Source organism: Pseudoalteromonas sp. ECSMB14103 (assembly GCF_000813065.1).
Lineage (GTDB): Bacteria > Pseudomonadota > Gammaproteobacteria > Enterobacterales > Alteromonadaceae > Pseudoalteromonas > Pseudoalteromonas marina.
This window is the reverse complement of the sequence record NZ_JWGY01000002.1, coordinates 386,974-407,678: the sequence shown is the minus strand read 5'-3', so window position 1 is coordinate 407,678 and position 20,705 is coordinate 386,974. Positions and strand designations below refer to the sequence as shown.

The window sequence follows — 20,705 nt, the reverse complement described above, 5'->3', positions numbered from 1 at the left end:
ATTTCTGCGCTAAAGAAAAGGGCTTATAAATGCACGAAGGTGTGATGAAGGCATGGTTAGAATCTTCACATTTAAACGGCGGTAACGTTGCTTATGTAGAAGAGCTTTATGAAGCGTATTTAGATGATGCGACTTCTGTGCCAGATGAATGGCGAGAAGTGTTCGAACAATTACCAAAAGTTAATGGTGTGGATGTTGAAGTTAAGCATTCAGAAGTTCGTGCACAGTTTGCACAGCTTGCAAAAAACAAGCATAGAGAAGTAGTGGTAGCAGAGGGTAGCGGCGGTGACCTTAAACAGGTTAAAGTTCTGCAACTTATTAATGCTTTCCGTTTTCGTGGACACCAAAATGCAAACCTAGATCCATTAGGTATTTGGGAACGAGAGCGTGTTCGAGATTTAGAGCTAGATTACCACGACTTGTCAGAAGCTGATTTTGAGCGAGAGTTTAATGTAGGGTCTTTTGCAGTTGGTTCAGACTCTATGCCTTTAGGTGAATTATACCAAGCACTTAAAACTACATATTGTGGTTCTATCGGTGCAGAGTATATGCACATCACATCTACAGAAGAAAAGCGTTGGTTACAACAACGTTTAGAATCTGTTCAATCTAGGCCTAAATTCGAAAAAGAAGAAAAGCTACGTATCCTCAAGGGGTTAACTGCAGCTGATGGTCTTGAAAAATATTTGGGTGCTAAGTTCCCTGGTGCAAAACGGTTCTCACTAGAAGGTGGGGATGCATTAGTACCTATGCTTAAAGAGCTAATTCACCGAGCTGGTGAAAGTGGCCAACAAGAAGCCGTAATTGGTATGGCTCACCGCGGACGCTTGAACGTTTTAGTGAACGTTTTAGGTAAAAATCCATCAGAGCTTTTTGATGAATTCGCTGGCAAGCATAAAGATACATTAAGTTCTGGTGATGTTAAGTACCACATGGGTTATTCATCGGACTTTGCCACTAAAGGCGGCAACGTTCATATGGCACTTGCTTTTAATCCTTCTCACCTTGAGATAGTTAACCCTGTAGTTATGGGTTCTGTACGCGCTCGTTTAGATCGTTTAGGTGACACTACGGGAATAAAAGCATTACCGATCACAATTCATGGTGATTCTGCTGTAACAGGTCAAGGTGTAGTACAAGAAACGTTTAACTTGTCTCAAACTAATGCGTTTAGTTGTGGTGGCAGTATTCGAATTGTTGTTAATAACCAAGTTGGTTTTACTACTTCTAAACAAGACGATGTTCGTTCTACAGATTACTGTACTGATATCGCCAAAATGGTTCAGTCACCAATTTTCCACGTTAACTCAGATGATCCTGAAGCGGTTGCATTTGTTACACAAATAGCACTTGATTTTAGAAACAAATTTAAGCGTGACGTAGTTATTGACTTAGTTTGTTATCGTCGACATGGCCACAATGAAGCTGATGAGCCAAATGCTACTCAGCCTCTGATGTACCAAAAAATCAAAAAACACCCAGTTCCGCGCCTTATTTATGCAGATCAACTAATCGCTGAAGGCTCTTTTTCAGAACAAGAAATTAAAGCACTTGCCGATGAATACCGTAATGGGTTAGATGACGGTAATTGCGTTGTATCTGAAATTCAACCAGAAACCTCTCATTCTTCAGATTGGGCTAAATACGTGGGCCACGATTGGGATGTTGATTACGACGCAAGTGTTTCGGTTGAAAAGCTCAAAGAACTTGGTGAAAAGGTTGCGAGCTACCCTGAAGAATATAAAGCTCAGTCGCGCGTTAAAAAGATTTACGATGATCGTAAGTTAATGGCCACTGGTGAAAAACCGCTTGATTGGGGAATGGCAGAAACACTTGCTTATGCAACTATCGCAACCGAAGGCACTGACATTAGAATGACAGGCCAAGATTCTGGTCGCGGTACCTTCTTCCATAGACATGCCGTTGTTCACAGTCAAAAAGATGGTGCGACTTATCTTCCTTTACAACACTTAAGTGAAGATCAAGGCGCTTTCCAAGTTTTCGACTCTGTACTTTCTGAAGAAGCAGTAGTTGCATTTGAGTATGGTTATGCGACTGCCGAACCAACTTCTCTTGTACTTTGGGAAGCTCAGTTTGGTGACTTTGCAAATGGTGCGCAAGTTGTATTTGACCAATTTTTGAGTTCAGGTGAGCAAAAGTGGGGTCGCTTATGTGGTCTTACTATTTTGTTACCACACGGTTATGAAGGCCAAGGTCCAGAGCATAGCTCTGCACGTTTAGAGCGTTTTTTACAGCTTTGTGCTGATCACAACATGCAAGTTTGTGTTCCGTCTACACCTGCGCAAGTATATGCAATGTTACGACGTCAGTCAGTAAGACCTTTACGTCGTCCATTGATTGTTATGACGCCTAAATCGTTACTACGTCATCCTCTTGCAGTTTCATCACTTGAAGAACTTTCAAACGGTGTATTCCATAATATGATCGACGAAGTTGATGATATTAAACCTGAGAACGTTGAACGCGTTGTTTTCTGTAGTGGTAAAGTTTATTACGAGTTACTACAAGAGCGTCGTAAGCTGGAACAAAATAATATTGCCATCGTTCGTGTAGAGCAATTATACCCGTTCCCACATGACGAAATGAAAACTATTATGGAACGTTACCAACACGTTACTGATTTTGTATGGTGTCAAGAAGAGCCACAAAACCAAGGTGCATGGTACTGTTCTCAACACCATTTTGTTGACGCAATTCCACAAGGTGCTAAGTTGAAATACGCTGGTCGTAAAGCATCTGCATCACCAGCGTGTGGTTACATGTCAGTACATACTAAAGAACAACAAGCGCTCGTTGCTGACGCGCTTACTATAGAAAATAAAGGATAAGCGATGAGCACAGAAATTAAAGTTCCTGTTCTTCCTGAGTCGGTTGCAGATGCTACCGTTGCTACATGGCATGTAAGTGTTGGCGACAAGGTAACTCGTGATCAGAACTTAGTAGATATTGAGACAGACAAAGTAGTGTTAGAAGTAGTTGCACAACATGACGGTGTAATTACAGAAATCTCTCAAGAAGAGGGTGCTACCGTACTTGGTGACCAAGTTATGGGTTTACTTGGCGATGCTGATGCAGCGCCTTCAAGCGAAAGCACATCTTCAAGTGAAGCAGAAAAATCAGAAGACGCGCCATCGGCGCCATCAGCACCAGCATCAGAAGGTAAAGAAGTGGACATCAAAGTACCTGTACTCCCAGAATCAGTTGCAGACGCAACAATTGCTACATGGCATGTTCAACCAGGAGACGCAGTAACGCGCGATCAAAACCTGGTAGATATCGAAACAGATAAAGTTGTTCTTGAAGTAGTAGCTCAAGAAGACGGTATCATGGGCGACATCATTAACGCTGAAGGCGATACTGTTCTTGGTGAGCAAGTAATCGGTTCAGTAAAAGCAGGTGGTGCACCTGCAGCTCCTGCTGCTAAAGAAGAGGCGGCTCCTGCTGCAGATTCAACTGATAGCTCAGATGTATTAACTCCATCTGTTCGTCGTTTAATTGCTGAAAAAGGACTAGATGCTTCTAAAATCAAAGGAACTGGCAAAAATGGTCGTGTAACTAAAGAAGACGTTGATACGTTCTTGAAAACACCGGCACCATCAGCGAAGAAAGCAGAAGCTGCTGCTCCAGTTGCGCCAATGGGTGATCGTACTCAAAAGCGTGTTCCTATGACACGTTTACGTAAAACGATTGCTAACCGTCTTCTAGAAGCTAAAAACTCTACTGCAATGTTAACTACGTTTAACGAAGTTAACATGAAGCCAATCATGGACCTTCGAAAGCAGTACCAAGAAGTATTCGAAAAACGTCACGGTATTCGCTTAGGCTTTATGTCTTTCTACGTGAAGGCAGTTACTGAAGCACTTAAACGTTTCCCTGATGTAAATGCGTCAATTGATGGGGACGACATTGTCTACCACAATTACTTTGATATCAGCATTGCTGTTTCTACACCTCGTGGTCTAGTAACACCAGTTCTTAAAGACTGTGATAAGTTATCAGTTGCTGAAATTGAAAAAGGCATTCGTGAATTAGCACTTAAAGGCCGTGACGGAAAGCTAACGCTTGACGACATGACAGGTGGTAACTTCACTATTACAAATGGTGGTGTATTCGGTTCATTACTATCTACACCTATCATTAACTTGCCACAGTCTTCAATTTTGGGAATGCACAAAATTCAAGACCGTCCAATGGCAGTAAATGGTAAAGTTGAAATTCTTCCTATGATGTATTTGGCACTTTCTTACGATCACCGCCAAATAGATGGTAAAGAATCTGTTGGTTTCTTAGTAACTATTAAAGAGTTACTTGAAGATCCAACTCGCTTATTACTGGATGTTTAATCAAGTAGTATGAAATATAAGCTGTGAACCACAATTCACAGCTTTTTTTTTGCGCCTTTGGTCGTACTGGGGTTTTCATGTTAAGCCTTGGCAACTATACTAGGTGCGCAATTTGGGATAGTTGTTTATTGAATAAATATTCAGCTCTTTTAGTATAAAAAATTGGATAAAGCATCATGAATTTGCATGAGTATCAGGCAAAACAACTTTTTGCCGAATATGGTTTACCAGTTTCTCAAGGTTTCGCTTGCGATACACCTGAAGAAGCTGCAGCAGCTGCTGAAAAAATCGGCGGTGATATGTGGGTTGTTAAAACTCAGGTTCACGCAGGTGGACGTGGTAAAGCTGGCGGTGTAAAGCTAGTTAAAACTATCGATGAAGTTAAAGCGTTTGCAGCTAACTGGTTAGGTAAAAACCTAGTTACTTACCAAACAGACGAAAATGGTCAGCCAGTTGCTAAAATTTTAGTAGAAAGCTGTACAGATATCGCCAACGAACTGTACTTAGGTGCAGTAGTTGATCGTGCTTCTCGCAAAGTTGTTTTCATGGCGTCTACTGAAGGCGGTGTTGAAATTGAAACTGTTGCTGAAGAAACACCAGAACTTATCCACAAAGCTGAGATCGATCCACTAGTAGGTCCTCAAGCTTACCAAGCACGTGAACTTGGTTTCAAATTGGGTCTTAACCCAACACAAATGAAACAGTTCGTTAAGATCTTCATGGGTCTTGGTAAAATGTTTAACGATTTCGATTTCGCATTACTTGAAATCAACCCGTTAGTAATCACAGACGAAGGTAACCTTCACTGTCTTGACGGCAAAATCGGTATCGATGGTAATGCACTTTACCGTCAACCAAAAATCCGTGAGTTCCACGATCCATCTCAAGAAGATGCGCGTGAAGCACATGCAGCAAGCTTTGAGCTTAACTATGTAGCACTAGATGGCAACGTAGGTTGTATGGTTAACGGTGCAGGCCTAGCAATGGGTACTATGGACATCGTAAACCTACACGGTGGCAAGCCAGCTAACTTCCTAGATGTTGGTGGCGGCGCGACTAAAGAACGTGTTTCTGAAGCATTCAAAATCATCCTTTCTGACGACAATGTTAAAGCTGTTTTAGTTAACATCTTTGGCGGTATCGTACGTTGTGACATGATTGCTGAAGGTATCATTGGCGCAGTTAAAGAAGTTGGCGTAAACGTACCTGTAGTTGTACGTTTAGAAGGTACTAATGCTGAATTAGGTCGTGAAGTTCTTAAGAGCTCTGACTTAGACATCATCGCTGCTGAATCATTAACAGACGCTGCTGAAAAAGTTGTTGCTGCTGCGGAGGGCAAATAATGTCTGTATTAATCAATAAAGATACAAAAGTTATCTGTCAGGGTTTCACTGGTGGCCAAGGTACTTTCCACTCAGAGCAAGCGCTTGAGTACGGTACACAAATGGTTGGTGGTGTTAGCCCAGGTAAAGGCGGTCAAACGCACCTTGGTCTTCCTGTATTCAACACAGTACGTGATGCAGTACAAGAAACTGGCGCAACTGCTTCAGTTATCTACGTACCAGCACCTTTCTGTAAAGATGCAATCTTAGAAGCAATCGATGCTGGCATCGAGCTAATTGTTTGTATCACTGAAGGTATCCCTACACTTGATATGGTTGACGTTAAAGTTAAACTAGATCAAACAGGTACTCGTATGATCGGTCCTAACTGTCCAGGTGTTATCACTCCTGGTGAGACTAAGATTGGTATCATGCCTGGTCACATCCACAAGCCTGGTAAAGTAGGTATTGTTTCTCGCTCTGGTACTTTAACGTACGAAGCGGTTAAGCAAACTACAGATGCTGGTTTTGGTCAGTCTACGTGTGTTGGTATTGGTGGTGATCCAATCCCAGGTACTAACTTTATCGACGTTTTAGAAATGTTCGAAAAAGATCCACAAACTGAAGCAATCGTAATGATTGGTGAAATTGGTGGTACTGCAGAAGAAGAAGCTGCAGAGTACATCAAAGCTAACGTAACTAAACCTGTTGTATCTTACATTGCTGGTGTTACTGCACCAGAAGGTAAGCGTATGGGTCACGCTGGCGCAATCATCGCAGGCGGTAAAGGTACTGCAGATGAGAAATTTGCTGCATTAGAAGCTGCTGGCGTACAAACTGTGCGTTCACTTGCTGATATCGGTAAAGCACTTAAAGAGAAAACAGGCTGGTAATCAGTTTATTTAATCTTTGAAAAGGCTCGCATTTGCGAGCCTTTTTGTTTTGAGCAGTTAACTAAAACGGATAACTAATATGTTGAAAAAATCTGATGGTTAGATCTTGTCTTTCTTTACTTATATCTAGCTCATTACAAAGTTGAAAAATCGTTTTTTCAACCTGATTCATAAATTTGCCATAACCAATTTCTTGCTTGTTATGATTGGCAGCTGCAATAACAAAATGAATTGTTTCAACTAATCTTTGTTCATCGTAAAAGCACTTTAGCTGTGTTTTATTTGAGTCTATGTCAAAGCTTAGCTTTTGAAGCTCTTCGTTTCCTTCGTTAATATCCACTTTACTATTTCTAACAATAGGTTTGGCACCATTAGCTATTAATGCTCCATGTGTTAGCTTATTAAGCTCGCAGCACCGTTTGAAGCTATCTAAAAAGTAATTATAAAATTGATTATAATCGCCATTATTAATTAAAGTTTGAAATTGAGTTTTAATAGCCCTTGATACAGGAATAGAAAATGTGGCGTATGTCATCTCGGCATGGTTTATAGGTATTTCACATTGGCGATTTTGATATCTTGGGTACAAACTTCTTAATTTGTAGCCGTAGGTTTCTTTGTTTCCTTTATTTTTAGCAAATAAGTCGTAAGTTAAATGTTGATGATCACGCACTTTAAATTGGGGTTGATCAATAAATAATTGTTCTTGCATTACCGTTAATACTTTTTGGACTTTTTTGTGAAATACAGCGGAGTTAGCTCGTATATCTTCGCCCGTAGCTAAAAAGAGTAAGCGTACCTTTTTACTTTGCGTGTCGGTTGAATAATAGAGTTTATGCGCTTCGTGATAACGTGGGTTATAAAATATGAGCATTTGCTTATTAGTTTCTAACTGATAAGACTCATCATGGAATCTCACAACAGGAAGTTTGTCGTTTGCTAAAATATGCACATTATGGAGCTCATATTCATCGCATGCTGCAAATAATTGACGTGCTATTCTTTCGTAACAACAGTTTATTGAGTTAAAGCTCGAGTAAAAACTATCGTTAGGGGTAATTTCTGCAAGTAAGTAATGATTAGCACGTGCATTACTGGGTATATATACACGGTGCTGGTTAAGTGTAGCCATCTCTTAATCCTTATAAAGTACGGTATTGACGCACTATAAAGCGCTTCTATGAATTAAATATTGCGCTAAAACAAACTTTATTCGTTAAAAACAGATTAGATGAATTAAAGTTAATCAATAAGTAAGATAAAGCGTAATCTATTGCTGTATGTTAGTGACTGTTTTTGTAATAATGCATTAGTTTTGTAATTAAGTAATATTTAGAGGATCGTACTCCTATGGCGGAAATTGAGAATCGCCCAAGTAACTTTATTAGAACCCGAATTGATGAAGACTTAGCAAGTAAAAAGCATGCAGCAACGCACACGCGCTTTCCACCTGAGCCCAATGGTTTTTTACACATAGGCCATGCAAAATCAATTTGCTTAAATTTCGGTATTGCAAAAGATTATAACGGTTTATGTAACTTACGATTTGACGATACAAACCCAGAAAAAGAAGACATTAACTACGTTAATTCTATAAAAGAAGACGTTCAATGGTTAGGTTTTAGCTGGGATGGTGATATAAAGTATTCTTCTAATTATTTTGATATTTTATATGGCTATGCTGTTGAGCTTATAAACAAAGGGTTAGCTTATGTTTGTTTTTTAACAGCAGACCAAGCACGTGAATACCGCGGAACTTTAACGGAGCCAGGTAAAAATAGCCCATACAGAGATACATCTCCTGAAGAAAACTTAGCATTATTTGAAAAAATGCGTGCAGGTGGTTTCAAAGAAGGCGAATGTGTTCTTCGTGCAAAAATTGATATGGCAAGCTCGTTTATGGTGCTTCGCGATCCAATTATTTATCGTGTTCGTTTTGCTCATCACCATCAAACTGCTGATAAATGGTGTATTTACCCAATGTACGATTTCACGCATTGTATTTCTGATGCAATCGAGGGTATTACGCACTCACTATGTACATTAGAGTTCCAAGATAATCGTCGTTTATATGACTGGGTACTTGATAACATCAGCATTGAATGTCATCCACAGCAAATTGAGTTTTCTCGCTTAAACCTTGAATACACAATTATGTCCAAACGTAAGTTAAATGACCTTGTTGTAAATAACTACGTTGAAGGTTGGGACGATCCACGTATGCCTACTATTGCAGGTTTACGTCGCCGTGGTTATACTCCGGCTTCAATTCGTGAATTTTGTTTACGAATAGGGGTTACTAAGCAAGAGAACATGGTTGAAATGGGTATGCTAGAAGCGTGTATTCGTGATGACTTAAATGAAAATGCTCCTCGCGCCATGGCTGTACTCGATCCGGTTAAAGTGATCATCGAAAACTACGATGCAGACACCACAGAAACCTTATCGGTGGCTAATCACCCGAATAAGGAAGAGATGGGTCGCCGCGATGTGCCATTTACGCGTGAAATATTCATTGAACGAGAAGACTTTAAAGAGCAAGCAAATAATAAGTTTAAACGTTTAGTGCTCGATAAAGAGGTTCGTTTACGTGGCGCTTATGTAATTAAAGCTAATCGTGTAGAAAAAGACGACAACGGTGAAATAACCACTATTTATTGTACTTACGATAATGAAACACTAGGCAAAAATCCAAGTGATGGTCGTAAAGTTAAAGGCGTTATTCACTGGGTATCAGCTTCAGAGTCTATTTCAGCTGAAGTTCGTTTGTACGATCGTTTATTTAATGTGCCAAACCCAGCTGCAGCTGATGAGTTTGAAACAACATTAAATCCAGAATCATTAGTTGTTTTAACTAATGCTAAACTTGAGCCTTCGCTTGCTAATTCACAAGCAGAGCAGGGGTTCCAGTTTGAACGTACCGGTTACTTTTCAAGAGATTCTAAGTCAGAAAATGTTGTGTTTAACCAAACAGTAGGTCTTCGTGACTCATGGTCTAAAACACAATAAGCTTATTTTTACTACGCCCGCTCACTTGTGGGTGTAGTAATACTTTTAATAATAGGCACAAAAAAACCTGCAAATAGCAGGTTTTTTATAGCTAGGATATACTAACTATTTGCATCACTAAACGCTTTACATGCAGCTTTATCATCACACTCTCCATAAAGGTATAAAGAGTGGTTTGTTAAAGTAATACCGTTTTCTTGAGCTATTTCAAGCTGACGACGTTCAATCATCTCATCTTCAAACTCAACAACTTTTCCACACTTTAAACATACTAAGTGATCGTGGTGAGTACTGCCCGATAATTCAAATACCGACTTCCCGCCTTCAAAGTGATGACGGCTTACAATGCCTGCATCATCAAATTGGTTGAGTACGCGATATACAGTTGCAAGGCCAATTTCTTCACCTAAATCCAAAAGAATTTTGTAAACATCTTCAGCACTGATGTGTTGGTTATCTGGAGACTGTAAAATCTCTAAAATTTTAATACGCGGTAAAGTCACTTTTAAACCGGCTTTTTTAAGTTCCAAGTTATGATCAGTCATTAAATCTGTCTCAATTTTATTTGGTTATACTAGACATCTTGCAAAGATGCTCACGATACATAAGCAACAAATAGGATAACGTGCCTAGGCCTCAAGTGCAAAGAAGAAATGATTTATATTGCAGTAAATAAAGAAAACGCTAACTGTTTGATAACTATTTAAACAGTTAGCGGTATATCGGATGGATTAGTCAGCAAGCTCGCTTAAACACATTTCATCAAATACTTGAGCAGACCATGCTTTTACGCGTTGCTCTGTGAGTTCAGGTTGACGATCTTCATCAATACCTAAACCGACAAAGTGGTTGTCGTCTGCCATACCTTTTGAGGCTTCGAAATCGTAGCCTTCAGTAGGCCAGTGACCTACAACAATAGCACCACGTTCAGTAACAATATCGTTGATCATGCCCATAGCGTCTAAGAAGTATTCAGCATAATCTTCTTGATCACCACAACCGAAAATAGCAACAAGTTTGCCTTCAAAGTCTACTTCTTCAAGCTCAGGGAAAAAATCATCCCAATCACATTGTGCTTCGCCGTAGTACCACGTTGGAATACCAAATAAGATTAAATCAAAATCTGCAATCTCTTCTTTAGAGCTTTTTGCAATATCATGCACAGCCACAAGCTTTTTACCCAATTCTTTTTGGATCATTTTTGCTACGTGTTCTGTGTTACCTGTGTCACTTCCGAAAAAAATGCCTACACTTGCCATGGATTTATAACCTTTTATGTATCAATAGCCAATCTTTCTTGTAAAATCGTTTCAATCAGCGCACTGCGGCTAATATTTTGTGCATCTGCCATATCACTTAACGCTTGATACAACTGCGATGAAACTTTAAATTCAACACGTTTTAAACCACGTGCTTTGTCTCTTTTTATTTGATTACGTTTATTAACCTTTAACTGCATATCCCGCGAAAGAGGATTGGTCTTAGGTCGGCCTGGACGCTTTTCGTATTCAAATAAATCGAGTGTTGTTCTATCTGTTTCTGACTTCGCCATGCCTAACCTACACCTGCGCCTTGCCAAAATACTTGAATAAGTCCTTTAGCAATAAAGCCTGAACAGCCTAAAAAGAGTACAGTCCATACTATATAGCGACCAAACTTAGGCACATTTCCACTTTTAAGTACGTCTTTAATTGCCAAGCCGATGAATATCAAAATACCGGCTAAGCCAAAATACAACCCTAGGGTATCAAATTCGTTAATTAACTGACTGACCATCAACGTATAACCTTTAAATTAAACGGCGCGTACTATAGCACAAAAATATTCATATATTTAGTACGTGCAATCAAAAACAAGCGATTAAAATTACTTTAATTTTGAATTAAAAAGTCACTTATTGCCTTATTTACAGCCATAGGTTTTTGCGCATGTAACCAATGACCAGCACCGTGAATGATTTTTGCTTTCGTATTCTTGAAACGCGTGACAATTGCAGTGCGGTACTCGGGTAAAATATAATCTGAATCGTTACCTTTGATAAAAAGAGTATCGCACAAACAAGAATTGTTTTCATTAACGTTTGAAAGTATATTTGAATATTTCTTATCTAGAACAGGTAAGTTGAATCGCCACGTTAATTTTCCTGCTTCATTTTTAGCTAGGCTTTTTAATAAAAACTGACGAACGCCAAGTTCGTCAATATAAGGCTGCATTAAATCATCAGCATGCTTTCTGTCTTCTATATGCTCAAATGCAACTGCGTTAAGCGCCTGCAATATTTTAGTATGCCGCGGTGGGTAGGTAACGGGTGCTATATCAAGCACAATTAATTTTTCAATTAACTCGGGTTGAGTTAATGCAAGCTCCATAGCAACCTTGCCACCCATAGAATGACCAATTATATGTGCTTTTTTTATATTCAAGTGTCGAAGTAACTCAACAATGTCTTTTGCCATAGCAGGATAACTCATCTCATCACTGTGAGGGGAGAGGCCATGGTTTCGCAAATCTACATTGGTAACTGTAAAATGCTCACTTAACGGCTTAGCAATTACGTTCAGGTTTTCTAATGAACCAAATAGTCCATGTATTAAAATAACATCAGGACCTTGTCCCAGTTGCTTATAATTTAGCTGCATACGTTGCTCCTAAAAATTTCGCCTTAGTTTGCCGAGCAATACTTAAAAAAGCAAAAAATAGTGTCTAATTAACCATTTTATTAAATGATATTCGAAAATTAGAGAAATTGATTGACTAAAAATTTACCTAACTAGTTATAGATTTTCGAAATGCCTGCGAGTGCTTGTTGTAACTCGCATTTATTATTGGATTGGGTATAATCAGGCGTGAGAAAAAAATGTGACCCGTAATGACAGGAAGACCATGAAACAAATCGACATAGACGACGAGTTATATCAATACATTGCCAGCAACACGCAAAGTATTGGTGAAAGTGCATCCACAATTTTGCGTCGTTTATTAAACATGAGCGGCGAAAAACAATTAACCGCTGACGTAGAAATAACACAAAATCAACAAACAACAACTACATCTGCGCCATCTACTGCGCCAGAATTAAAGCACGCTGTAGCAGAAGCTGAAGTTCCAAAAACTGTCACACCAGTGAAGCAAAAAAATGCTAACGTTTTTAATGTATTAAATAAAGAAGAACTAGCAATGCAAAAAGGCGTGGTGGGTCGCTTCTTATTTATTTTAAGTGCTTTTTATCGCACTCATAAATCTGATTTTTCTGCTGTGTTGGATATTAAAGGCCGTGACCGTGTTTATTTTGCAACGAGCAAAGAAGATTTAGTAAATAGTGGAAGTAGCATGAACCCTAAAAATATCACCGACAGTGAATATTGGGTAATGACTAATTCTAATACAACACGTAAAAAAATGATGCTTCATGAAGTAGCTCTTTGCCTAGGTTACAGTGCAGAGCAAGCTGAAAAAATTCGCGATTACCTGTAAGGAAATATAATGGCTATTCACTCAGGCGCAGGCAAAACTGCTCCACAATCAGCACTTGTTAATGTTCCTAAATTAGTTTCGGCTTATTATTTAAATGAGCCAGACTTAGAGCAAAACCCAGAGCATGGCGTTGCCTTTGGTACATCTGGACACCGCGGCTGCTCTTATGATGTAAAATTTAATGAATCCCATATTTTAGCAATTACACAAGCCATTTGTGATTACCGTAAACAAAACGATATTTTTGGACCATTATTTTTAGGTAAAGATACCCATGCGCTTAGTGAGGCTGCCTTTAACTCTGCAATAGAAGTGCTTGTTGCTAACGAAGTACAAGTAATTACTCAGCAAGATGGCGACTTTACTCCAACTCCTGTTATTAGCCATGCAATTGTTTGTCACAATAAACGCAATCCTAATGAGCTTGCAGATGGCATTGTTGTTACGCCTTCACATAACCCTCCTGAAGATGGCGGCTTTAAATATAACCCACCTAACGGCGGGCCTGCTGATACAGACGTAACTAACTGGATTGAAGACAGGGCTAACAAGTTATTACTTGAAGATTTAGTAGAGGTTGAGCTTTTCCCATTCGCTAAAGCTTCTCGCTCAGGGTTTATCCGCTACGAAGATTTAATGACTCCATATATTAACGATTTAGAGAATATCGTTAACTTAAAAGCCATTAGTGATGCGGGCGTTAAAATAGGCATTGATCCATTAGGTGGTTCAGGTATAAATTTTTGGCCAGTCATTGCGCAAAAATATAATTTAGATCTAACCGTAGTAAACGACAGTGTTGATCCGCGTTTTGCATTTATGCCACTTGATAAAGATGGCAAAATACGTATGGATTGTTCATCGCCTTACTCGATGGCTAATTTAATTAAATTAAAAGACGATTTTGATATAGCGATTGGTAACGACCCTGATTACGACCGTCACGGCATTGTTACACCCGATGGCCTGATGAATCCGAATCATTTTTTAGCTGTTGCTATTGATTACCTATTAAACCACCGCGAGTGGAATAGTAGCGTAGAGATTGGTAAAACGCTTGTTTCGAGTTCGATGATTGATCGTGTTGTTGCGCGTAATGAGCGAAAGGTAAAAGAGGTACCGGTAGGCTTTAAATGGTTTGTTGAAGGCCTAAACAAAGGTAATCTTGCTTTTGGTGGCGAAGAAAGTGCAGGCGCTGCGTTTTTACGCTTTGATGGCAGCGTATGGTGTACTGACAAAGACGGCTTTATTATGGGTTTACTTGCAGCTGAAATACTTGCAGTAACGGGTAAAACACCATCAGCGCTTTATAAAGAGCTAGAACAAGAATTTGGATCGCCACTTTATAAGCGCCTAGATGCGCCAGCAAGTAGTGCACAAAAATCGCGTTTAAAAGCTTTAAGTGCAGACGACGTGAAAGCCGAAACGTTAGCTGGAGAGCCAATTTTACAAAAATTAACTCATGCTCCTGGTAACAATGCAGCGATTGGCGGCTTAAAAGTTGTTACAGAAAATGGCTGGTTTGCTGCTCGCCCATCAGGTACTGAAGATATTTATAAAATATACCTAGAATCATTTAAAGGCGAAGCACATTTAGCTCTTTTAGAAAAAGAAGCTAAACAATTAGTTGATTCAGTTATTAGCTAAACCTGCTTAAACTATTTAAAAACGGCTGAATTATTCAGCCGTTTTTTTGTATCTCTCACACTATAAAGGGCTTTTATTATGTCAGCCACACCTGATTATTTAAATTTATTGCAATCAACCGGTGATTTTCTAGCCATTAGCCGAGATAACGAATGGCACTTAGCACCGAGCCAGTTTACGCTCAACAATGGAACCCAAGTTAATGTACACGATACTGGGGTTATTGAGTTTCAGCCAGCGGTTACTACCTCAAAAGATATTGTGTTATCAAGTGCTGTACACGGTAACGAAACAGCGCCTATTGAAATTTGTGATGAGCTAATAAAGCAAATTATTTCGCAAAGCCTTGAGCTTAATCAGCGAGTCCTGTTTATATACGGTAACCCTAAATCAATTAATATTGGTTTGCGCTTTGTTGAAGAAAACCTTAATCGTTTATTTAATGGACACCACACTGTTGATGGTGTTGAAATGAATGACGAGCGCGTTCGAGCGGCAAAACTTGAACGCTACGTAACTGACTTTTTTGCCAGAGGCGAAAAGGGCAGTGAGCGCAGTCATTACGATTTGCACACGGCCATTCGTGGTTCAAAAAATGAAAAATTTGCCGTGTATCCATTTTTGCACGGTAAACCATGGAAAAAATCACAGCTACAATTTTTACTAAGTTGTGGTGTAAATACTGTATTAATGATGAAGTCGCCAGCGACAACGTTTAGTTATTACTCATCCTTTGTTCATGGTGCAGATTCGTTTACAGTTGAGCTTGGGCAAGTAAAACCATTTGGCCAAAACGATATGACACGTTTTGAAAAAACAAAACAAACGTTAACTGCATTAATTAGTCAAAAAGATGTTGAATACCCACAATTTAATGCAAGCGACTTTGAGCTGTTCGCTGTTCATCGTACAATTAATCGTACTCAAGAGGATTTTAGTTTTCCATTTTCTGATGATGCAGAGAACTTTACTGGCTTTGCAAAAGGAGAACTGCTCGCAACCGATGGTAATACTCCTTATTATGCGGACGTTGAAGGAGAAGCAATCATATTCCCAAATGCAAAAGTAGCCTTAGGGCAACGTGCATTACTCACCGTTGTTCCAATGGCAATAGACAGTAACTTTGTATAATTCAACTCATTAGACCTCTTTGTCCTGCGGGTTAACTAACTGATTACTAATAATTTAAGTAGCTGTATTGTTAACTTGCCACTTATTTAACCAATATTTACTTTTGTTTCGTCACAGATTTGTTGAATAACACTTTACGTTAACGTAAAGTGTTGGCAGCTTTAATTAAATATAGTGCAGATATTGCAAAGTTTATTCAGCAATGATCACCCATAATAATAATGTAGAAGGGGCACTATGTTACTGACAACAACAGAAGGTAGGTTATGAGTAATCCAAATAACGTATCGCTGAATATTAACCATGCGCTAGAATTTATTGACGGCAATGCGCTTAATATTCCAACCCTTAGTATTTTAACTGAGGATGGCGACATTCACCCAAGTGCGACAGCACCCGCTATTTCAAAACATACCGCAATTAAACTTTATGAGACTATGCGTTTTATACGTTTATTAGATGAACGTATGCAAGGTGCTCAGCGCCAAGGCCGAGTAAGCTTTTATATGCAATGTTTAGGTGAAGAAGCAGCCGTTACGGCATCCGCTGCTGCGCTTGACCAAGAAGACATGATAATGGCGCAATACCGTGAGCAAGCTGCACTGCATTACCGTGGTTTTACGCTAGACCAATTTATGAACCAAATGTTTTCAAATGAATTAGATTTAGGCAAAGGTCGTCAAATGCCAATTCATTATGGTTCGAACGAATTAAACTATATGACTATTTCTTCTCCTCTTGGCACACAAATACCACAAGCTACAGGGTATGCATATGGACAAAAAGTAAAGCATATAGATGCGAAAACAGGCGAGCTTGCAAGCACTATTGATAACGTTACTATTTGTTACTTTGGCGAAGGCGCTGCATCTGAAGGTGACTTTCATGCAGGGTTAAACATGGCTGCAGTGCATAAAGCACCCGTGATATTTTTTGCACGTAACAACGGCTATGCGATTTCGACCCCGGCAGATGAGCAATTTAAAGGTGATGGTATTGCTTCACGTGGTGTGGGTTATGGCATTAAAACAATTAGGGTCGATGGCACAGACGCACTTGCTGTGTTTGCGGCAACGCAAAAAGCACGTGAAATTGCCTCAACACAAGGCGAACCTGTTTTAATTGAATCAATAGCTTACCGCTTAGGCGCTCACTCTACGTCTGATGACCCAAGTGGTTACCGTTCAAAAGACGAAGAGGCTAATTACAAAACATGCCCAATAGAAAAATTTAAAAAGTGGCTAGTAAAACAGCAATGGCTCAACGAAGAAGACGATTTAAAAGCAAAAGAGTCTATACGTGAAGATATATTAGCGGCATTAAAGCGTGCAGAAGTAGTGCAAAAGCCTGCTTTAGAAGAGCTAGTATCAGATGTTTACGATACGCCAATCCCTTCACTTGTTCGTCAATACAATGAACTAAAAGAACATATACAAAAGCACCCAGATGCTTACCCAGTTACTGCAGGGAGAATTAAGTAATGGCTAAAATGAACATGCTACATGCAATTAATTCTGCTCTAGATATAACCATGAATGAACACCCGCAAGCGTGTATATTTGGCGAAGATGTTGGGTATTTTGGTGGTGTATTTAGAGCGACCTCAGGTTTACAAGAAAAATACGGAAAACACCGTGTATTTAATACACCTTTAACTGAGCAAGGTATTTTAGGTTTTGCAAATGGTTTAGCGGCATTTGGTGCACCCGCGTTAGCTGAAATTCAATTTGCAGATTATATATTCCCGGCCTTTGACCAAATAGTAAATGAATCAGCAAAATTCAGATACCGTAGTGGTAATGAGTTTAATGTAGGTAACTTAACTGTACGTACACCATATGGTGGTGGTATTGCTGGTGGTTTATATCATTCGCAATCACCAGAAGCTTACTTTGCACATACGCCAGGTTTAAAAATAGTGGTGCCACGTAATCCATATCAAGCTAAAGGCTTACTGCGTGCAAGTATTAAAGATGACAATCCTGTTATATTTTTTGAGCCCAAACGTTTGTACCGCGCATCAACGGGTGAAGTACCTGAAGAAGATTATTCAATAGAGTTAGGTAAAGCTGAAGTCGTACAAGAAGGCAGTGACATTACAGTTCTTGCTTGGGGCGCTCAAATGGAAATTATTGAAGATGCTGCAAAACAAGCAAGTGAGAAAGGCATACATTGTGAGGTTATAGATTTACGTAGTATTTTGCCGTGGGATATAGACACGATTGCTAAATCAGTCACTAAAACAGGCCGTTTAGTAATAAGCCATGAAGCACCTATTACAAATGGATTTGGTGCAGAAATTGCTGCCTCAATTCAACAAGCGTGTTTCCTCCATTTAGAATCACCTATTTTACGTGTGTGTGGTTTAGATACACCTTACCCACTGGCACTTGAGAAAGAGTATGTGCCTGATGCGCTCAAAGTATTAGCTGCAATTAAACAATCAATGGATTTTTAGGGGTTCCCATGGCTAAAGATTTTATATTACCCGATATTGGTGAAGGCATTGTTGAGTGCGAAGTGGTTGAATGGCTAGTAAAAGAAGGTGATAGCGTTTGTGAAGATCAACCCATCTGTGACGTGATGACCGATAAAGCCCTAGTACAAATACCTGCTGTGCACGATGGAGTAATTACAAAGCTCTACCATCAAAAAGGCGAAATAGCTAAAGTGCATGCACCCCTGTTTGCAATGGATGTAGCAGGCGAAGCGGCTGACGTTGAAACGCAAGAGCATAACAGTGCACCCCAAAACAACAATACAGCTGAACAATTAGAAGATTTTATTTTACCAGATATTGGCGAAGGGATTGTTGAGTGCGAAATAGTCGACTGGTTAGTCGCCGAAGGCGATGAAATTGAAGAAGATCAAGCTGTTTGTGATGTAATGACTGATAAAGCCCTTGTGCAAATACCGGCCAAGTACACCGGTACCGTACAAAAGCTGTATTATCAGAAAGGCGAAATAGCTAAAGTACATAGCCCACTGTTTCAAATGACTATTGCTGGAAGTGCACCTAAACAAAACATAGATGTAAACCAAGCTGTAGTAAAAGCGCAAACAAATGCAGCAGAGCAAGCAGCACCAGTAAAAGTTAATCAAACAGCAAAAGTGGTTAACACAAAAGCCGTTGCATCACCGGCTGTTAGACGAAAAGCACGCGAGCTTGATGTTGATTTAACACAAGTGCCGGGTAGTGGTAAAAATGGACGTATCTATAAGCAAGATATAGAAGAGTTTATTAAAGGTGAAGTACCTAACAGTATTGATACATCACCGCTTAATAGCAATGTAGCCAACACACAAAGTAAAACGCAGAGCTCTGGCGTGCGTGTAGAGCCAATTAAAGGCATAAAAGCGGCGATGGCAAAACAAATGGTTGCTTCTGTTTCAACCATTCCACATTTTACATTTTGTGATGAAATAGATTTAACAGACCTCATTGCGCTAAGAGCTTCAATGAAAGAGCAATACAAAGCACAAGGCGTTAAGCTCACTATGATGCCTTTCTTTGTTAAAGCACTGTCGCTTGCGATGAAAGAATTCCCGGTTCTTAATTCTAAGGTAAATGAAGATTGCTCTGAGCTCACTTATTTTGACGATCATAATATTGGTATAGCAGTCGATTCTAAAATTGGCTTATTGGTACCAAATATTAAGTCGTGCCAAAGTAAAAATATTGTTGATGTGGCTAATGAACTTACACGCCTTACTGAGTCCGCTCGCGAAGGGCGAGTACCACCTGAAGACTTAAAAGGCGGTACTATTAGCATTTCAAACATAGGTGCAATTGGCGGCACAATTGCCACACCAATTATTAATAAACCTGAAGTTGCTATTGTAGCGCTAGGTAAATTGCAGCATTTACCACGCTTTGATGAAAACGGCCATGTTGTGAGTAAGGCCATTATGCAAGTTAGTTGGTCTGGTGATCACCGTGTTATTGATGGCGGAACAATTGCTCGCTTTAATAACTTATGGAAATCGTACTTAGAAAATCCATCGGCAATGATGATGGCAATGAGTTAAAAATATAATTTTTTAACCTAGGGCGTGTTGAACTTTGATGGTTGAATTTGCAGCAGCATGTTTGGTTTTTAGGCAAGGCAGAGCCTATGAAGTGTGGTTATTCCCCATAAATAGGCGATAACGCAGCATAAATGCCAAACATGCGCTGCCCTTCGGGTTCTGCCTAGGGGCGATAAACTCTTTGTTACTCGGTTTTTACTTAGCCCACTAGGTTACAAACCTCGCGCCGCGATTTAATCGACCCTAGATTGAACAAATTTCAATCCGCAAAGGTCAGCACGCCCTAATAAATAACCAGCAATTTGCTGGTTTTTTGTTTTAAAGCAAACCGTTTTTAATTAAGATACAAATGTTACTAATAAGTAATTTAAAGACCCCGTTAGGGAATATAAAAAATAACACTAAGGAAATATTATGGAACATTATATGAACGCACTGCGTAGCTACGCAGATTTTTCAGGACGTAATCGCCGCAAAGCATTTTGGATGTTTATGCTAATTAATATTATTTTTTCACTATTAACAAGTGTTGTAGATGGTATTACAAACACGATGTTTGTTAGCACAATATATAGCTTAGCTTTATTGATCCCTCAATTAAGCGCAGGTGCACGCCGTTTACACGATACAGGCCGCTCTGGCTGGTGGCAGTTACTTTGGTTAGTGCCAATTATTGGTTGGATTGTTTTAATTGTGTTCCTTGCACAAGACTCGCATGAAGGCGAGAACGATTTTGGTCCTAATCCAAAAGAGTTAGCAGCAGAACCTGCTGCTGTCTAAAGTAAAGTTTTAACCTAAAAAGCTCAGTGTTCGCTGAGCTTTTTTATGCCTAAAAT

At 39.5% G+C, this 20,705-nt stretch carries 18 protein-coding genes; 12 read left to right on the top strand and 6 right to left on the bottom strand.

Features of this window, described 5'->3' with window-relative positions; all coding sequences use genetic code 11:
- Positions 1–29: 29 nt before the first annotated feature.
- The 4 genes from sucA (at position 30) to sucD (ending at position 6,579) form a co-directional block, all read left to right on the top strand.
- Positions 30–2,849: a 2-oxoglutarate dehydrogenase E1 component gene (sucA, locus tag RF53_RS06945; RefSeq protein WP_010556434.1), complete on the top strand. Its 2,820-nt coding sequence runs from the start codon at positions 30–32 to the stop codon at positions 2,847–2,849.
- A 3-nt stretch (positions 2,850–2,852) separates the two neighbouring features.
- Complete coding sequence (gene odhB / locus RF53_RS06940) at positions 2,853–4,364, top strand: 2-oxoglutarate dehydrogenase complex dihydrolipoyllysine-residue succinyltransferase (protein ID WP_039037076.1); 1,512 nt, start codon at positions 2,853–2,855, stop codon at positions 4,362–4,364.
- 176 nt (positions 4,365–4,540) lie between these two features.
- Positions 4,541–5,707, top strand: a complete 1,167-nt coding sequence (gene sucC / locus RF53_RS06935; RefSeq protein WP_006794719.1) for an ADP-forming succinate--CoA ligase subunit beta — start codon at positions 4,541–4,543, stop codon at positions 5,705–5,707.
- A complete protein-coding gene (gene sucD / locus RF53_RS06930) occupies positions 5,707–6,579 on the top strand; it encodes a succinate--CoA ligase subunit alpha (protein WP_008127375.1) in 873 nt (290 codons plus the stop codon). The genes sucC and sucD overlap by 1 nt, the downstream gene beginning before the upstream one ends.
- A gap of 61 nt (positions 6,580–6,640) precedes the next feature.
- Here sucD and RF53_RS06925 read toward each other — a convergent pair whose 3' ends face one another.
- Positions 6,641–7,711 (bottom strand): DUF3083 family protein, encoded by a 1,071-nt coding sequence (locus tag RF53_RS06925; protein WP_039037075.1) that lies wholly within the window; start codon positions 7,709–7,711, stop codon positions 6,641–6,643.
- A 218-nt stretch (positions 7,712–7,929) separates the two neighbouring features.
- Between RF53_RS06925 and glnS the strand changes: the two genes are divergently transcribed.
- Positions 7,930–9,588, top strand: coding sequence for a glutamine--tRNA ligase (glnS, locus tag RF53_RS06920; protein WP_039037074.1), 1,659 nt, complete (start codon positions 7,930–7,932; stop codon positions 9,586–9,588).
- A 101-nt stretch (positions 9,589–9,689) separates the two neighbouring features.
- Here the strand turns inward: glnS and fur are convergent, their stop codons facing one another.
- From fur to RF53_RS06895, 5 genes are all read right to left on the bottom strand, one after another.
- A complete protein-coding gene (fur, locus tag RF53_RS06915; RefSeq protein WP_006794887.1) occupies positions 9,690–10,133 on the bottom strand; it encodes a ferric iron uptake transcriptional regulator in 444 nt (147 codons plus the stop codon).
- Positions 10,134–10,319: 186 nt separating this feature from the next.
- A complete protein-coding gene (fldA, locus tag RF53_RS06910; protein WP_039037073.1) occupies positions 10,320–10,847 on the bottom strand; it encodes a flavodoxin FldA in 528 nt (175 codons plus the stop codon).
- Between the two features lie 14 nt (positions 10,848–10,861).
- The gene (ybfE, locus tag RF53_RS06905) at positions 10,862–11,140 is read right to left on the bottom strand and encodes a LexA regulated protein (protein ID WP_002962928.1); all 279 of its coding nucleotides are present in this window, start codon (positions 11,138–11,140) and stop codon (positions 10,862–10,864) included.
- A gap of 2 nt (positions 11,141–11,142) precedes the next feature.
- The gene (locus RF53_RS06900; protein WP_006793041.1) at positions 11,143–11,364 is read right to left on the bottom strand and encodes a DUF2788 domain-containing protein; all 222 of its coding nucleotides are present in this window, start codon (positions 11,362–11,364) and stop codon (positions 11,143–11,145) included.
- A gap of 95 nt (positions 11,365–11,459) precedes the next feature.
- Complete coding sequence (locus RF53_RS06895) at positions 11,460–12,227, bottom strand: alpha/beta fold hydrolase (protein WP_039037072.1); 768 nt, start codon at positions 12,225–12,227, stop codon at positions 11,460–11,462.
- Between the two features lie 244 nt (positions 12,228–12,471).
- Between RF53_RS06895 and seqA the strand changes: the two genes are divergently transcribed.
- The 7 genes from seqA (at position 12,472) to RF53_RS06860 (ending at position 20,649) form a co-directional block, all read left to right on the top strand.
- Positions 12,472–13,062, top strand: a complete 591-nt coding sequence (gene seqA / locus RF53_RS06890) for a replication initiation negative regulator SeqA (protein ID WP_006793039.1) — start codon at positions 12,472–12,474, stop codon at positions 13,060–13,062.
- 9 nt (positions 13,063–13,071) lie between these two features.
- On the top strand, positions 13,072–14,709 hold the full coding sequence (pgm, locus tag RF53_RS06885) for a phosphoglucomutase (alpha-D-glucose-1,6-bisphosphate-dependent) (RefSeq protein ID WP_039037071.1): 1,638 nt from the start codon (positions 13,072–13,074) through the stop codon (positions 14,707–14,709).
- A gap of 78 nt (positions 14,710–14,787) precedes the next feature.
- On the top strand, positions 14,788–15,840 hold the full coding sequence (gene astE, locus RF53_RS06880; RefSeq protein ID WP_039037070.1) for a succinylglutamate desuccinylase: 1,053 nt from the start codon (positions 14,788–14,790) through the stop codon (positions 15,838–15,840).
- A gap of 266 nt (positions 15,841–16,106) precedes the next feature.
- A complete protein-coding gene (locus tag RF53_RS06875; protein ID WP_008127397.1) occupies positions 16,107–17,321 on the top strand; it encodes a thiamine pyrophosphate-dependent dehydrogenase E1 component subunit alpha in 1,215 nt (404 codons plus the stop codon).
- Positions 17,321–18,298: an alpha-ketoacid dehydrogenase subunit beta gene (locus RF53_RS06870; protein ID WP_039037069.1), complete on the top strand. Its 978-nt coding sequence runs from the start codon at positions 17,321–17,323 to the stop codon at positions 18,296–18,298. Before RF53_RS06875 ends, RF53_RS06870 begins: the two co-directional genes overlap by 1 nt.
- An 8-nt stretch (positions 18,299–18,306) precedes the next feature.
- Positions 18,307–19,869, top strand: a complete 1,563-nt coding sequence (locus RF53_RS06865) for a dihydrolipoyllysine-residue acetyltransferase (protein WP_039037068.1) — start codon at positions 18,307–18,309, stop codon at positions 19,867–19,869.
- A 414-nt stretch (positions 19,870–20,283) separates the two neighbouring features.
- The gene (locus RF53_RS06860; RefSeq protein WP_039037067.1) at positions 20,284–20,649 is read left to right on the top strand and encodes a DUF805 domain-containing protein; all 366 of its coding nucleotides are present in this window, start codon (positions 20,284–20,286) and stop codon (positions 20,647–20,649) included.
- The last annotated feature ends 56 nt before the right edge of the window (positions 20,650–20,705 follow it).

Bases quoted from the DNA above. Each gene is read 5' to 3' on its own strand.
- sucA (WP_010556434.1), top strand. From the start codon at position 30: ATGCACGAAGGTGTGATGAAGGCATGGTTAGAATCTTCACATTTAAAC.
- odhB (WP_039037076.1), top strand. From the start codon at position 2,853: ATGAGCACAGAAATTAAAGTTCCTGTTCTTCCTGAGTCGGTTGCAGAT.
- sucC (WP_006794719.1), top strand. From the start codon at position 4,541: ATGAATTTGCATGAGTATCAGGCAAAACAACTTTTTGCCGAATATGGT.
- sucD (WP_008127375.1), top strand. From the start codon at position 5,707: ATGTCTGTATTAATCAATAAAGATACAAAAGTTATCTGTCAGGGTTTC.
- RF53_RS06925 (WP_039037075.1), bottom strand. From the start codon at position 7,711: ATGGCTACACTTAACCAGCACCGTGTATATATACCCAGTAATGCACGT.
- glnS (WP_039037074.1), top strand. From the start codon at position 7,930: ATGGCGGAAATTGAGAATCGCCCAAGTAACTTTATTAGAACCCGAATT.
- fur (WP_006794887.1), bottom strand. From the start codon at position 10,133: ATGACTGATCATAACTTGGAACTTAAAAAAGCCGGTTTAAAAGTGACT.
- fldA (WP_039037073.1), bottom strand. From the start codon at position 10,847: ATGGCAAGTGTAGGCATTTTTTTCGGAAGTGACACAGGTAACACAGAA.
- ybfE (WP_002962928.1), bottom strand. From the start codon at position 11,140: ATGGCGAAGTCAGAAACAGATAGAACAACACTCGATTTATTTGAATAC.
- RF53_RS06900 (WP_006793041.1), bottom strand. From the start codon at position 11,364: ATGGTCAGTCAGTTAATTAACGAATTTGATACCCTAGGGTTGTATTTT.
- RF53_RS06895 (WP_039037072.1), bottom strand. From the start codon at position 12,227: ATGCAGCTAAATTATAAGCAACTGGGACAAGGTCCTGATGTTATTTTA.
- seqA (WP_006793039.1), top strand. From the start codon at position 12,472: ATGAAACAAATCGACATAGACGACGAGTTATATCAATACATTGCCAGC.
- pgm (WP_039037071.1), top strand. From the start codon at position 13,072: ATGGCTATTCACTCAGGCGCAGGCAAAACTGCTCCACAATCAGCACTT.
- astE (WP_039037070.1), top strand. From the start codon at position 14,788: ATGTCAGCCACACCTGATTATTTAAATTTATTGCAATCAACCGGTGAT.
- RF53_RS06875 (WP_008127397.1), top strand. From the start codon at position 16,107: ATGAGTAATCCAAATAACGTATCGCTGAATATTAACCATGCGCTAGAA.
- RF53_RS06870 (WP_039037069.1), top strand. From the start codon at position 17,321: ATGGCTAAAATGAACATGCTACATGCAATTAATTCTGCTCTAGATATA.
- RF53_RS06865 (WP_039037068.1), top strand. From the start codon at position 18,307: ATGGCTAAAGATTTTATATTACCCGATATTGGTGAAGGCATTGTTGAG.
- RF53_RS06860 (WP_039037067.1), top strand. From the start codon at position 20,284: ATGGAACATTATATGAACGCACTGCGTAGCTACGCAGATTTTTCAGGA.